This window comes from Tropicimonas sp. IMCC34043 (assembly GCF_003390845.1).
Classification (GTDB): Bacteria; Pseudomonadota; Alphaproteobacteria; order Rhodobacterales; family Rhodobacteraceae; genus Tropicimonas.
Window position 1 is genome coordinate 826,426 of the sequence record NZ_QMEK01000001.1, and the last position, 13,376, is coordinate 839,801.

Consider the following 13,376-nt stretch of genomic DNA (forward strand, 5'->3'; position numbering starts at 1 on the left):
ACCGTCATGAGCTTTGTCGAACTCCACCCCGATACGGGGCCCGCACCCACGACCCTGCCAGTCGATTCCGACTGGTGGCGGGGCGCGGTGATCTATCAGATCTATCCGCGGTCGTTTCAGGACACCAACGGTGACGGTGTCGGGGACCTTGCCGGCATCATCCACCGGCTGCCGCACATCGCCTCGCTCGGGGTCGATGCAATCTGGATCTCGCCGTTCTTCCGCTCGCCGATGCTGGATTTCGGCTATGACGTGTCGGATTATTGCGACGTCGATGCGATGTTCGGCACGCTCGGGGATTTCGATGCGCTGATCTCGCACGCCCACGAACTGGGGCTGCGGGTGCTGATCGATCTGGTGCTGTCGCATACCTCGGCACAGCATCCCTGGTTTCAGGAAAGCCGGCAGAGCCGCGACAACGCGCGGGCCAACTGGTATGTCTGGGCCGAGGCCAAGCCCGACGGTTCGCCGCCCAACAACTGGCTGTCGATCTTCGGCGGTTCGGCCTGGGAATGGGACGGCGAGCGGATGCAGTATTATCTGCACAACTTCCTCAAGGAACAGCCCGACCTGAACTTCCACGAACCCGCGGTGCAGGATGCGCTGCTCGATGTGGCGCGCTTCTGGCTTGACCGCGGGGTCGACGGCTTCCGGCTCGACACGGTCAATTTCTATGTCCACGACAAGCAGTTGCGCGACAACCCGCCGCTCGATCCCGGCCTGCGCAACGAGAATACGGCGCCGGCCGTAAACCCCTACAACTTCCAGGACCACCTCTACGACAAGACCCAGCCCGAGAACCTGCTGTTCCTGCACCGGCTGCGCGAGTTGATGGATCGCTATGGCGCCATCACCTCGGTGGGCGAGGTCGGGGAAAGCCAGCGCGGTATGGAGGTTCAGGCGGCCTATACCGCTGGCGACGACTATCTGCACATGTGCTACGACTTCGCGTTTCTGTCGAACGCGCGCCCGACCGGAACCCATGTGGCCGAGACGCTCGAGGCGTTCGACCGCATCGCGCCCGACAGTTGGGCCTGCTGGGCGTTCTCGAACCACGACGTGGTGCGATGGGTCACGCGCTGGAACGTGCCGCCGGAAAAGGTGCGGGTGCTGGCCGGGCTGCTGCTGTCGATGCGCGGCTCGATCTGCCTTTATCAGGGGGAAGAGCTGGGCCTGGGCGAGGTCTATGTGGCCTACGAGGATCTGCAGGATCCCTATGGCAAGCGGTTCTGGCCCAAGTTCCGCGGACGCGACGGTTGCCGGACGCCGATGCCATGGAACCGCGACAACCAGAACAGCGGTTTCACCGAAGGCAAGCCCTGGTTGCCGGTCTCGGTCGAGCATCAGAACCATGCGGTGAACCTGCAGGAAGCGGACGAGGACAGTATTCTGGTCTTTTACCGCCGGATGATCGAACTTCGGAAACACCATCCGGAATTGACCAAGGGCAGCTTCCGGACCGTCGAGGCGGAGGAGGATTTCCTGTCCTTCGTGCGCGAACATGACGGCAAGCGGATGTTCTGTGCCTTCAACATGTCGGACCAGTCCCGCGATGTGGCACTGCCCGAGGGAAACTGGATCAAGGACGAAGCCGCGCCATTCGTTTCGACACCGACCGAACACGGCATCACGCTCCCGCCTTATCAGGCGGTGTTTGCGGTCGAGCGCAGCGCATAGGGCAAGGGGGAGCAGGATATGGCCGGACTGAAACTTACCGATATTGCCAAGAGCTATGGCGAAGTCGAAGTGCTGAAGAACATCAACCTCGACGTGTCGGCGGGCGAACTGATCGTCTTTGTCGGCCCCTCGGGCTGCGGAAAATCAACCCTGCTCAGGATGATCGCGGGGCTTGAAAAGATCACTGGCGGCACGCTCGAGATCGACGGATTGGTGGTAAACGACGTGCCACCGGCGCAACGCGGGATCGCCATGGTGTTCCAGAGCTATGCGCTCTACCCGCATATGACGGTGCGCGACAACATGGCCTTCGCGCTGAAACTTGCGAAGAAGTCGAAATCCGAGATTGAGGCCGCGGTGAAGAAGGCCGCCGACATCCTGCAGCTTGCCCCCTATCTCGACCGGCTCCCGAAGGCGCTGTCAGGCGGGCAGCGCCAGCGGGTGGCGATTGGCCGCTGCATCGTGCGCGACCCCAAGGTGTTCCTGTTCGACGAGCCGCTGTCGAACCTCGATGCGGCGCTCAGGGTCGCGACGCGGCTCGAGATCGCGCAGCTGAAGGAATCGATGCCTGACCGCACGATGATCTATGTCACCCACGATCAGGTCGAGGCGATGACACTGGCGAGCCGCATCGTGGTGCTGGCCAACAAGGGGATCAGTCAGGTCGGCACGCCGCTCGAACTTTATGAAAAGCCGCAGAACGAATTCGTCGCGACCTTCATCGGCTCGCCGGCGATGAACCTGTTCACCGGCGAGATTGCGGGCACCGGACAGCAGACCTCGATCAAGCTCGATGGCGGCGGGTTCCTTGCATCGGCCTATCCCACCAACCACGACGACATGGGGATGAAGGTGAAGGTCGGGATCCGGCCCGAGGATTTCATGCCGACCGAGGATCCGGGCACCGGATTCTCGGGCACCGTCGACGTGCAGGAGAATCTGGGCGAGGTGACGCTGCTGTTCTTCGTGCCGGTGACACCGGGCGCCGAGCCCGTGATCGCCAAGCTGCCGGGTATCCATCTGGGCATGAAGGGCAAGAAGGTGAATCTGACGGCAAAGCCCGAAAAGGTCCACGTCTTCTCGAACGGTCTGTCGCTGCTCTATCGCTGACACCGTCCTGCCGATTTCGGGCCAGCGGGCCGTGCCGTACTTCGTCTGCGCAAACCCGGATCCGGCGCTTTGCCGGATCCGGCGCGGGGCGCGGCTAGATCCGCGCCAGAAGTTCGGCCTTTTTGGTCGCGAATTCCTCGTCTGTCAGAATGCCCGCGTCGTGCAGCGCAGCGAGCTTCTCGATCATCGCGATAGGGTCGCCGGCGCCGCGATCCGGTGCCTTCGGGGCGGTCTCGGGCACAGACGTGGCGGGGCGGGGGGCCGGGGTCCCGGCCGGCCGCACCGGGTCGCTTTCGACCGAGGATGTCGGGTCGCTGTAGACTGAGGGGTTATGGGCCACGGGCTCTGGCGTCTGACCTTGGAACTGACCCTGCGTGGCCGCAGACCCGACCCGAGGCAGCGAGGACAGCGCGAACTGGCCCGCCTGGCTGGAGAAGGTCAGCCCGTGGAACCCGTCCTGGCTGCCGGACTGCTGCTGGCTGAAGCCGCCGATATCGTGACCGGTGGTGTCGAGCACCACAAGCGGGCTGCCATTGCCGGCATCATAGACAAGGCGGCGGGTCTGGGGAAAATAGGCATAGCGCATCTGGTTCTGCCCACCGACCGAAGACGGCGAGCCGAGGTCTGCCGGCCACCAGCCGCTGCCTCCCATCGTCTGCGGAGAGCTGAACATCGCCCCCGCCGCCATTGCCGAGGTCAGATCGTAGCAAAGCGATTCGACCCGCGCTTTCAGACCGTTGTTGAACATGTCCCCGACCATCGTCATGCCGCCCGCCATCCACTGGCCGGAGCCGCCGAGTTCGGGGATGTTGAACTGCGCCATGCTGCCGCCACCGCGCTGGATCGACCGCGCCATCTGTTCGACCGCGGCCTGTGACAGCCCGTGCGCCCGGGAAAGCTCATCGATTGTCCGTCGGCCGTGATCGGTGATGTCCGTCATGTTCGCGGTTCCTGTTTGGGTGTATTCGGCTCAGCTATGGCATAGACCAAGGCCGAGTACGAAGAACGTTTTCGGGTCCCGCCGGTGATAGGGCGCGGCGCGACACAAAATATTGATGCGATCCGGTGCCGTGCCCATAATCCGGGGTTTCACGCAACCGGAAAGCGTGTATAGGGGATGCGCCAAACGACCCCCACAAGGAGAGTGAGATGGAGATTCGTGAGGCACTGACCTTCGATGACGTTCTGCTTGTTCCCGCCGAAAGCCGGGTACTGCCGTCCCAGGCGGATGTGACCACCTGGGTAACCAGAACGATCAGGATGAACATCCCGCTCGTTAGTTCGGCAATGGACACGGTGACCGAGTCCGGAATGGCGATTGCCATGGCGCAGGCAGGCGGCATCGGCGTGCTGCACCGCAACCTCGGTATCGAGGAGCAGGCCTCGCAGGTCCGAAAGGTCAAGCGGTTCGAAAGCGGCGTGGTCTACAGCCCGGTCACCCTGACCCCCGAACAGACGCTCGCCGATGCCAAGGCACTGCAGGCGCGCTACAACGTCTCGGGTTTCCCGGTGGTGGACGAGCGCGGGCTTGTCGTCGGCATCGTCACCAACCGTGACATGCGCTTTGCCAACGACGATGCGACCCCGGTCAAGGCGATGATGACCGCCGACAACCTCGCGATCCTGAACGAGCCTGCCGACCTCGATACCGCCCGCGACATGATGCGGGAACGCCGGATCGAAAAGCTTCTGGTGACCGACAAGTCGGGCAAGCTGACCGGGCTGTTGACCCTGAAGGACCTTGAACAGGCGGTGCTGAACCCGCAGGCCTGCAAGGACGAGCTTGGCCGGCTGCGCGTCGCCGCCGCCTCGACCGTTGGCGATGCGGGGTTCGAACGCACACAGGCGCTGGTCGATGCCGGCGTCGACATGATCGTGATCGACACCGCACATGGCCATTCCGAAGGCGTGGCGCGGGCGGTCGAACGCGCCAAGCGGCTGTCGAACATTGTCCAGATCGTTGCCGGCAACGTTGCGACCGGCACAGCGACCCGGGCGCTGATCGATGCCGGGGCCGACGCGGTCAAGGTCGGGATCGGGCCGGGATCGATCTGCACCACCCGTATGGTCGCGGGCGTGGGCGTGCCGCAACTGACCGCGATCTCCGATTGCGCCGAGGCCGCGGACGCCGCCGGGGTGCCGATCATTGCCGATGGCGGCATCAAGTTCTCGGGCGATTTCGCCAAGGCAATCGCGGCGGGGGCAAGCTGCGCCATGGTCGGTTCGATGCTGGCCGGCACGGACGAAAGCCCGGGCGAGGTGATCCTCTATCAGGGCCGGTCGTTCAAATCCTATCGCGGCATGGGATCGCTTGGCGCCATGGCGCGCGGCTCTGCCGACCGCTATTTCCAGCAGGATGCGGCCAGCGACAAGCTGGTGCCAGAGGGGATCGAGGGGCAGGTTCCCTACAAGGGCGCGGCGAGCGCGGTGGTGCACCAGCTCGTGGGCGGACTGCGCGCCGCGATGGGGTATACCGGCAAGGCGACCATCGCCGACATGCGGCGGGGCTGCGAATTCGTCCGCATCACCGGCGCCGGGTTGAAGGAAAGCCACGTCCACGACGTGCAGATCACGCGCGAGAGTCCGAACTACCGGCTGGGATAGTCCAATTCCAGTTCGATATGGTGCGTTCCGGCCCTTGCGCGATTTCGCGCAAGGTTTCGGATCAGGGCGGGAACCGCCGGCAATTCGGATGCATGGCGCAACGACAGCTCACCTGGAAGCGAGAGCTGGGACTCTGACTGCGGGTCGTGCGACCCGCAGCCTTTCCGCAAGCCTGTTGCAAAATCGCGGTCGACGCCCGCTTGCCAGCGTCCCTGTCCGGCGTTGCCGCGCGAGCCTTCGGGATTCCCTCCAAAGCGCTGTCGCCGCAGTGAGCAGGGGGCCGTAGAAGGCTTTGGGGTTGCCGGCGGTGCAAGGACGGCCCCGGTCCCGCAGGAGAAACGGTGGGCTCGGAAGGGCGGCAGGAAAGCCACACGTTTCCGGACCGACGTCAGTGACGACCGCCTATCTTCAGCAACCGGTCTGCCCCTTCGCGTCGATGCAAAAAGGCGTCGCGGCGCGACGCTGCCGGTCAGCTGACTCGGATGTCTGTTGGGTGATGCCAATGACCTGTGGGGTCAATGACTGGCAAAACGCACATAAGCTGTAGGTCTTGTGGTACCGCCTCCCTGGCTTGAACAGGGGACCTCTGGATCCACAATCCAGCGCTCTAACCAACTGAGCTAAGGCGGCACAGGGCGGTCGTATATTCTGGGAGCGAGCGCGGTGCAAGACCCCCGGCGAGGTCAGAGGTCGATTTCCCAGGACAGTTCCACAAGCGATTGGCCAAAGTGCTGGACCGGGCGGCGATCGGTCAGCCGAAAGCCGGTCGCGGCATAGAGCGCACAGGCGGCTCGGTGACTTTCATGGGTCCAGAGCTTCATGCGGGCATAGCCGCAGGCACGGGCGTGGTCGAGACATTCGGCAAGCAGGCGGCGGCCAAGCCCGGTGCCACGCGCCTCGGGTTCGACAAGGAACAGGCGAAGCTGGGCTGTCCGGTCGTCGAGGTGGAAACAGAAAATGCAGCCAAGGCGGCGGTCGTCGAGGCCCCTTGCGATCCAGCAGCGGGCACGCCCGGAGTCGAGATTTCTGAGGAAGTCAGCGACAATCTCGGCCACGAGCGCCTCGAAGTCGGTGTCGAAGCCCTCGTCCCGCGCATAGAGCTCGCCGTGGCGCTGGATGATCCAGCCCGCATCGCCCGGGCGCGGGGCCTCAAGGCGGATTTCGGGGGCCTGCGGTGGGGTCGGCGAGGCGTCGAGAAGGGCGTCTATCTGTTCCATGGCTGTCACCATCCGGGTTCGTTGAGTGGCATCGAGGTGGCCGATCTGATTGGCGATTGCCGCGCGCGAGGTCGCTTCAAGCGGCGCAAGCCGGGCGCGTCCGGCGTCGGTAAGGCCCAGAATGCGCCGCCGGGCGTCGCCCGGGTCGGGAACACGGGCAACCCAGCCTCTGGCCTCCAGACCCGCGATCAGGCGGCTGACGTGCCCCTCGTCGAGCGCCAGCGCACGGCTGATTTCGCGGGCCGTCCATCCGCTTTCGCCAGAGTGCAGGTCGTGCAGGATCCGCGCCTCTGTCAGGGTCAGTTCAGAGCCCAGAAAGCTGCTGTCGAGGACGCCGATGCGGCGGGTATAGCGACGATTGAATGATCGGATCTGGTCGATCTGGTCCATGTCTCCGGTTCCTGTCCGGTGGTTGCAACGGCGACCAAATCTCATTTACTTGCGTCGGGCAAGTAAATTCCACGGCGCGGCGACTTGTCCGCAACTGGCCGGCGGGCTACGCGGTATCTTTCAATCATGGAGTGACGCCGCGATGGGCATCGATTCGGAAAGCGATATCTCTGCCAATCTGCAGATCGGGCCAACGACGCTTGGAATGGTGCGAATCTATGTCCAGGCCGACGGCGTCGACCTGCCGCTGGATTTCGAGCCGGAAGAGGCCGAGGAAATCGCCGAGGAACTGCGGATGGCGGCGGCCAGTGCACGCGGCATGACGAAGAAATAGCACCATGCGGGCGGCAGTTGCGCCTCAGTCCGCGAGAAGCCCGGCCACGCCCGGGTCGCGCAGGGCCTGCAGCCGCCGTGCCGCGTGGCGCGCGAATTTCTGGGTCATGACCTTGCGCCGGGCGCCGGCCAGCCGCGTCTCGGGTCCCATGCGCAGGATCTCGGCATCATAGGCGTCGGCCAGGATCAGCCCGGTCTCGTCGGGCAGAAGATCGACCGGGAAATCGGAATCGACGGCCCAGAAGAACCGGTCGCACCATTCCAGATAGCCCTGCCACTTGTGGTCGGCGGCATAATCGGCCCGGCTCGATTTGCATTCGACCACCCAGAGCTCGCCCTTCGGACCCAGCGCCATGACATCGACGCGCAGGCCGGGGCAGGGAACCAGTTCCTCGACCGTCACAAACCCCAGACCGGCCAGATGGCGGCAGGTGCCACGGGCCAGAAGCTGCCCGGGCATCAGGGTTGCGAGTGGAATGGCAGAGGGCGAGATCATGGCCTCAATGTGAACAATGGGGGAACATCTTTCAAGCCCGTTGCGCGGCGGTGCGGCTGGTGCGCCAAGGCGCCACATTGCCGTGAAATCGCAGCGGGAGGCCGTCACGGCCCTTGCCGGGCAGGGCCACAGGGCCTAGCTATGTCGGGTGGCGGATCTGTCCTTCTCGCGACGGGCCAAATTCCAGTGGCCTTAAGCAATTCCGAGGGAGCTGGCTCTGTCCGGACCCTGGTTCGGTTACCTGGCGCCCACCTGTACACACAGGTCCTCGGGAATTAGTTGCCCCAACGGTTGCGTACGGTCCCCGCCACACTTCTGGAGTACCTCGTCCTGTCGCAAGACACTTTCCGCCCGGCGTTTCAGTCGGGCGGAGGGCGTTGGCGATGTCGTCCCGGACAGCCATTCCAAAGCCTGCCGCACGAAAAAGGCGCCCCGCGGGGCGCCTTCTGCCAAGTCCTGCATGTGTGCCGTCAGCGACGGCTGTCGTTCGCCGGCACTGCGACCCGGCCGTCCGACGGAACCCGCGGTGTGTCAAAGCCGATTCGCTTGCCGCGGCCGGCGTCGCGGGGATTTTCCGACATCCGCATGATCGAAATGCCGAACTGCACGCCGGCAAAGACGACGCCATTGAAGAAAACCAGCATCACCACCGCAATCCAGCCACCCTGGGTGTGGCTGACGAGATGCCACAGGTTGGCGACGTTCAGCGACAGCAGCAGCGTCACGAATCCGGCCGAGAGTGCAAATCCGAAAGCGACCTGTCGGATGTAGAGGCGAACGAGTTGCGGCATGTGCGGTCCTTTGCTTGGCAGTCGCGCGGTAGATTCCAGCATAGCGCGGACGGGTCATTAAGAAAAACAAAATCTGAATGTGTTCGCAGGGCCGCGTGTCGAGGATCAGGCGGGCGTGCCGAATGCAAGCTGTTGCAGGTCGGTCCGCAGGCCTGCACCGTTGTCCTCGCCAAGCAGGGTGTCGATCCGGTCGTGGGTCTGCCGCCACACCGGAACCGCGCGCACCAGCAGCGCCTCTCCGGCGGCTGTCAGAACGAGGCGGCGGCTGCGCCGGTCGTCCGGGTCGGGCTGCACATTCAGCAGACCGCGCCGCTCCAGCGGCTTCAGCGCGGCGGTCAGTGTGGTGCGGTCCATGGCAAGCAGCCGCGCCACATCCGAGATCCGCGGCGGTTCGGGCCGGTTCAGCGACACCAGCAGCGAATATTGCCCGTTGGTCAGACCGAGCGGGCGCAGCGCATCGTCAAACATCCGGCCGACGGCGCGCGCTGCCCGTTGCAGATGCAGGCACAGGCACCGGTCGCGGACCTCGTGGGTGGTGCTCAACGGCAGGTCATCTCGCATGAGCGTCAAATTAGTTGACATCAACCTAATTGGCAAGAAAGCTGAACCCAACGTGATCCGAGAGGGGAATCGGCGGAGGGGGCGATGAACACCTTTATCAATCTGGCCGTTGCCGATCTGGCGCGCAGCCGCGCGTTCTTCGAGGCGCTCGGCTTCGGTTTCGACGAACGCTTCTGCGACGACACCGCGCTTGGCATGGTGATCTCCGAAACGAGCTTTGCCATGTTGCTGACCGCTGACAAGTTCGCGGGTTTCACGCCGCGCACGCTCGCGGATGCGACAAAGGTCAGCGAGGTGCTGGTTGCCCTGCAGCTTGAAAGCCGGGAAGCGGTCGATGCGATGATGGCGACCGCGATGGCGCATGGCGCGACCACGGTGCGCCCGCCCGAGGATCACGGCTTCATGTATGGCCACGCCTTTGCCGACCCCGATGGCCATATCTGGGAGCCGTTCTGGATGAACGTCGATGCCCTGACCGATCTGCAGGAGGATCCAAGATGACCGAACAATGCCCCGTCGTGCATTTCGAAATGCCCTATGAGGATGCCGGGCGGATTGCCGGATTCTACGAAACCGCCTTTGGCTGGAAGCTGCACCAGCTTGGCCCCGAGATGGGCGACTATGTGACCGCCGAAACGGCCGAGAGCCGCGACGGTCGGTCGGTGACGCCCGGCGTCATCAACGGCGGGTTTTTTGCGAAAACGCCGGACTTGCCGGCGCAGCACCCATCGGTTGTGATCGGTGTCAGCGACATTGCCGCCGCCATGACCCGGCTGACAGAGGCCGGCGGCACGGTGCTGGGCGAGCCGATGGAGATCCCGGGCGTCGGGCTCTACGTTGCCTTCACCGATACCGAAGGCAATCGCGCGAGCCTGCTGCAACCTGTCGGCCAGGGCTGAGCCATGCCGGCCCCGGCAAAGGTCTGCACCTGCCTGTGGTGCAATGGCGATGGCGAGGCGGCGGCGCAGTTCTATGTCGCGCTGCTGCCCGACAGCCGGATCGAGGCCACCAGCCAGGTCTTGCCCGGTGCACCGCCGCTGGTGATCGAATTCACGCTGGCGGGCAGCCCCTTCATGATCCTGAACATGGTCCCATCCGAAGGCGCATCGCCCGTGCGCCATGGAATTGCGGCCTCGATCTCGGTGCGCACCGAGGACCAGGCCGAGACCGATCGGCTCTGGGCGGCGCTGCTCGATGGCGGCGGGGAGGAGCGCCGCTGTGGCTGGCTGACCGACCGCTTCGGCATCCTGTGGCAGATCGTGCCAGACGTGCTGCCGAAGATGCTGAACGACACGGATCGCGCCGCGGCGGGCCGGGCCCGGGAGGCCATGATGAAAATGCGCAAGATCGACATCGCGGCGCTGGAGGCAGCGTTCGGATAAACCAGAAGGGAGGACACGATGACCTATATTGCCGGTTTCGTTGCGGCGGTCGAAGACGCCAGGAAGGACGAGTATCTCGAAATTGCGCGCCGCTCCTGGGCGTTGTTCCGCGATCATGGCGCGGTGGAATTCCGGGAATGCTGGGGCGATGCGGTGCCCGATGGCGAGCTCACCTCGTTTCCGATGGCGGTGAAGGCCAGAGAGGGGGAGACGGTGGTGTTTTCCTGGATCGGGTTTGCGGACAAGGCGGCACATGACGCCTGCATGGCCTCGATGCAGACCGACCCGCGCTGGAAGGAGTTCTCGGACCCCGACAAGATGCCCTTCGATATGAAGCGCATGATCTATGGCGGGTTCGAGGTGGCATACGAGGGCGACTGAGCGCGCAGTACCCGGTGTGGGGCTGCTTGTTGGGGGTGCGTCAGGTGCGGCCCGACCGGCGGTGGCGCCGCGGCTCGACGCCCGGTCCAACGCTGTCGCCGGGCGCCCGGATGGGCGAGGGGCGGGGCGGGCGTGTCCCCCCGGGATTGCTCGGAGCGGGCCGGATGAACCCTCCCGCCCCTGCAGTTTCATTCAGCGGACGGATCAGAAGCGTTCGGGCTGAGCCTCGCGCGCCATGTGGTCGAGTACGGCATTGACGAACTTCGGCTCGCGTCCTTCGGGGAAAAAGGCCTTCGCGATGTCGACAAATTCGTTGATCACCACCTTGGGCGGGGTTTGGGTCATCACCAGTTCGGCGCCTGCGGCACGAAACAGCGCCCTGAGCGTCGGGTCGATCCGGGCGATCGGCCACTTGGCGACCAGCGCCCGGTCGGTCATCTGGTCAATCTTGGACTGCTCGTTCACCGCGGTGTAGACGAGCTTGCGGAAGGTATCGGTATCGCCCTCGGCCATCTCGTCGCCATCATAGACGGCGCCGAAACGGATATCCTCGAACTCGTAGGTGATCGCCTCGATGGTCTGGCCCGAGGCCTCCATCTGAAACAGCGCCTGCACGGCATAGAGCCGGGCGGCGGATTTCATCTGCCGCTTGTCGTTTTTCCCGGCGCTCATGCTGTGGCCGGCCTTTCGGGCTCGCCTGCGATCTGAACTTCGCCGCGCAGTGGTTTGAACCCGATATCTTTTTTCTCGGATCCGAAACGGCGGGAAAGGGCGATCAGATGCAGCGCGGCTGCGGCTGCGCCGCCGCCCTTGTTCTGGCCGGCGGCCTCGGCGCGGGCTGTTGCCTGCGCGCGGTTCTCGACCGTCAGGATGCCGTTGCCAATGCAGGCGCCCTCGAGCCCCATCAGCATCAGCGCCCGCGAGCTGTCGTTGCAGACCGTGTCGTAATGCGTGGTCTCGCCGCGGATCACGCAGCCAAGCGCCACGAAGCCGTCGAAGTTCGACTGCCGCCAGGCGATGCTGATGGCGGTCGGAACCTCGAGCGCGCCCGGCACCTCAACCAGTTCGTGGCTTGCGCCGGCCTTGTCGAGCTCGGCCTGGGCACCGGCCACGAGCTGATCGGCGATATCCTTGTAGTAGGGCGCGACCACGATCAGGACCTTCACGGGGCGGTCGAATTCCGGCAGCGGCAGCACGTGGTGGGTTTCGGCCTGTGCCATCAACGGGTCTCCGTGGTGATCGGGCGGGTGCCTTCGATGGTCAGCCCGTATCCGTCCAGTCCGACATAGCGGGTTGCCGGCGAATCGGTCAGCAGCACCAGCCGGGTCAGACCGAGCGAGGCGAGGATCTGGGCACCGGCGCCGACATGGCGGATCTTCTGCGGCGCCTTGCCCTCGTCGAGTTGCAGCCGCTGGCCCGGGTTCTGGAACAGGCAGACAACGCCGCGGCCCTCTTCGGCGATGATCTCCATCGCCCGGCCAAGGGTGTCGGGGCGCGCAACGCCGATCCCGAGCAGGTCGCCCAGCACATCGAGCGCATGGGTGCGCACCAGCACCGGTTCCGGCGTGGTGATGTCGCCCTTGACCAGCGCCATGTGTTCGGTGCCCTCGGCCTCGTCGGTAAAGATCCGCAGCGTCCATTCGCCGCCGAAGATCGAGGTGATCTGCCGGTTGGCGGTTTCGCGCACCAGATTGTCGTGGCGGCGGCGATAGGCGATCAGATCGCTGATCGTGCCGATCTTGATGCCGTGGCGCTGGCCGAAGGCGATCAGGTCGGGCAGGCGGGCCATGGTCCCGTCCTCGTTCATCACCTCGCAGATCACGCCCGAGGGGTTCAGCCCGGCAAGGCGCGCAACGTCGACCGCGGCTTCGGTATGGCCGGCACGCACCAGCACGCCGCCATCGCGGGCGCGCAGCGGAAAGACGTGGCCCGGCGTGGCGATGTCGGCCGCGGTCGAGCGGCTGTCGATGGCGACCGCGACGCTGCGCGCCCGGTCATGCGCCGAGATCCCCGTCGTCACCCCTTCGCGCGCCTCGATCGAGACGGTGAAGGCGGTTTCGTGGCGCGAGGAATTGTAGGATGCCATCAGCGGCAGCCCCAGCGCGTCGATCCGCTCGCCGGTCAGCGACAGACAGATCAGCCCGCGGCCATGGGTGGCCATGAAGTTGATCGCATCTGGCGTGGCCATCTGCGCGGGGATGACGAGGTCGCCCTCGTTCTCGCGATCCTCGCGGTCGACCAGGATGAACATCCGGCCGTTGCGTGCATCTTCAATGATTTCGTCGATGGACGAGATCGCGTCGCTGTAGGTAGTGGGCGTGGTGTCGGTCAACTTCGGCTCTCCCGATTTTCCGCAGGGAGATAGACCATGGCGGCGGGCTTGGCCAGTGGCCCGGCGCCACGTCGTGGCGAGCGCCGCAACCGCGCCGCTCCG

The 13,376-nt window shown here is 64.9% G+C and carries 16 protein-coding genes and 1 tRNA gene; 8 read left to right on the forward strand and 9 right to left on the reverse strand.

Translation table 11 applies throughout. From position 1 onward, the window contains the following. Nucleotides 1-6 precede the first annotated feature (6 nt). The gene (locus DQG17_RS03805; protein ID WP_116131434.1) at nt 7-1,677 is read left to right on the forward strand and encodes an alpha-glucosidase family protein; all 1,671 of its coding nucleotides are present in this window, start codon (nt 7-9) and stop codon (nt 1,675-1,677) included. An 18-nt stretch (nt 1,678-1,695) separates the two neighbouring features. Further along, nucleotides 1,696-2,787 (forward strand): ABC transporter ATP-binding protein, encoded by a 1,092-nt coding sequence (locus tag DQG17_RS03810; protein WP_116131435.1) that lies wholly within the window; start codon nt 1,696-1,698, stop codon nt 2,785-2,787. Between the two features lie 94 nt (nt 2,788-2,881). Here the strand turns inward: DQG17_RS03810 and DQG17_RS03815 are convergent, their stop codons facing one another. Then, nucleotides 2,882-3,727: an SHOCT domain-containing protein gene (locus tag DQG17_RS03815; RefSeq protein WP_116131436.1), complete on the reverse strand. Its 846-nt coding sequence runs from the start codon at nt 3,725-3,727 to the stop codon at nt 2,882-2,884. Between the two features lie 209 nt (nt 3,728-3,936). On the opposite strand from DQG17_RS03815, the gene guaB reads away from it, so the two are divergent. Next, nucleotides 3,937-5,391, forward strand: a complete 1,455-nt coding sequence (guaB, locus tag DQG17_RS03820) for an IMP dehydrogenase (RefSeq protein ID WP_116131437.1) — start codon at nt 3,937-3,939, stop codon at nt 5,389-5,391. Nucleotides 5,392-5,944: 553 nt separating this feature from the next. On the opposite strand, the gene DQG17_RS03825 is transcribed toward guaB, so the two are convergent. Further along, nucleotides 5,945-6,021: transfer RNA gene (locus DQG17_RS03825), tRNA-His, on the reverse strand. Nucleotides 6,022-6,074: 53 nt separating this feature from the next. Further along, the gene (locus DQG17_RS22125; RefSeq protein ID WP_198666019.1) at nt 6,075-6,998 is read right to left on the reverse strand and encodes a bifunctional helix-turn-helix transcriptional regulator/GNAT family N-acetyltransferase; all 924 of its coding nucleotides are present in this window, start codon (nt 6,996-6,998) and stop codon (nt 6,075-6,077) included. A gap of 142 nt (nt 6,999-7,140) precedes the next feature. Between DQG17_RS22125 and DQG17_RS03835 the strand changes: the two genes are divergently transcribed. Further along, complete coding sequence (locus DQG17_RS03835) at nt 7,141-7,332, forward strand: DUF6324 family protein (protein ID WP_116131439.1); 192 nt, start codon at nt 7,141-7,143, stop codon at nt 7,330-7,332. Nucleotides 7,333-7,356: 24 nt separating this feature from the next. On the opposite strand, the gene DQG17_RS03840 is transcribed toward DQG17_RS03835, so the two are convergent. The 3 genes from DQG17_RS03840 to DQG17_RS03850 form a co-directional block, all read right to left on the reverse strand. Next, nucleotides 7,357-7,827: an MmcB family DNA repair protein gene (locus tag DQG17_RS03840; protein WP_116131440.1), complete on the reverse strand. Its 471-nt coding sequence runs from the start codon at nt 7,825-7,827 to the stop codon at nt 7,357-7,359. A gap of 470 nt (nt 7,828-8,297) precedes the next feature. Continuing rightward, nucleotides 8,298-8,618: a hypothetical protein gene (locus tag DQG17_RS03845; RefSeq protein WP_198666020.1), complete on the reverse strand. Its 321-nt coding sequence runs from the start codon at nt 8,616-8,618 to the stop codon at nt 8,298-8,300. A 105-nt stretch (nt 8,619-8,723) separates the two neighbouring features. Beyond that, nucleotides 8,724-9,179, reverse strand: a complete 456-nt coding sequence (locus DQG17_RS03850) for a MarR family winged helix-turn-helix transcriptional regulator (RefSeq protein ID WP_116131441.1) — start codon at nt 9,177-9,179, stop codon at nt 8,724-8,726. 84 nt (nt 9,180-9,263) lie between these two features. Here DQG17_RS03850 and DQG17_RS03855 point away from each other — a divergent pair, with 84 nt between their 5' ends. The 4 genes from DQG17_RS03855 to DQG17_RS03870 are packed head-to-tail and all read left to right on the forward strand — an operon-like array spanning nt 9,264 to nt 10,942. Next, the gene (locus tag DQG17_RS03855; protein WP_116131442.1) at nt 9,264-9,680 is read left to right on the forward strand and encodes a VOC family protein; all 417 of its coding nucleotides are present in this window, start codon (nt 9,264-9,266) and stop codon (nt 9,678-9,680) included. Further along, nucleotides 9,677-10,078: a VOC family protein gene (locus tag DQG17_RS03860; protein ID WP_116131443.1), complete on the forward strand. Its 402-nt coding sequence runs from the start codon at nt 9,677-9,679 to the stop codon at nt 10,076-10,078. Before DQG17_RS03855 ends, DQG17_RS03860 begins: the two co-directional genes overlap by 4 nt. 3 nt (nt 10,079-10,081) lie before the next feature. Next, a complete protein-coding gene (locus DQG17_RS03865) occupies nt 10,082-10,561 on the forward strand; it encodes a VOC family protein (protein ID WP_116131444.1) in 480 nt (159 codons plus the stop codon). Nucleotides 10,562-10,579: 18 nt separating this feature from the next. Next, nucleotides 10,580-10,942 carry a DUF1428 domain-containing protein gene (locus tag DQG17_RS03870; RefSeq protein ID WP_116131445.1) on the forward strand — a complete coding sequence of 121 codons (363 nt, stop codon included), beginning with the start codon at nt 10,580-10,582 and terminating at the stop codon, nt 10,940-10,942. A gap of 204 nt (nt 10,943-11,146) precedes the next feature. Here DQG17_RS03870 and nusB read toward each other — a convergent pair whose 3' ends face one another. The 3 genes from nusB to ribB are packed head-to-tail and all read right to left on the reverse strand — an operon-like array spanning nt 11,147 to nt 13,274. Continuing rightward, nucleotides 11,147-11,614, reverse strand: coding sequence for a transcription antitermination factor NusB (gene nusB / locus DQG17_RS03875; protein ID WP_116131446.1), 468 nt, complete (start codon nt 11,612-11,614; stop codon nt 11,147-11,149). Continuing rightward, nucleotides 11,611-12,162 carry a 6,7-dimethyl-8-ribityllumazine synthase gene (locus DQG17_RS03880; RefSeq protein ID WP_116131447.1) on the reverse strand — a complete coding sequence of 184 codons (552 nt, stop codon included), beginning with the start codon at nt 12,160-12,162 and terminating at the stop codon, nt 11,611-11,613. The genes nusB and DQG17_RS03880 overlap by 4 nt, the downstream gene beginning before the upstream one ends. Continuing rightward, nucleotides 12,162-13,274 (reverse strand): 3,4-dihydroxy-2-butanone-4-phosphate synthase, encoded by a 1,113-nt coding sequence (gene ribB, locus DQG17_RS03885; RefSeq protein ID WP_232829318.1) that lies wholly within the window; start codon nt 13,272-13,274, stop codon nt 12,162-12,164. The genes DQG17_RS03880 and ribB overlap by 1 nt, the downstream gene beginning before the upstream one ends. Between the last annotated feature and the right edge of the window lie 102 nt (nt 13,275-13,376).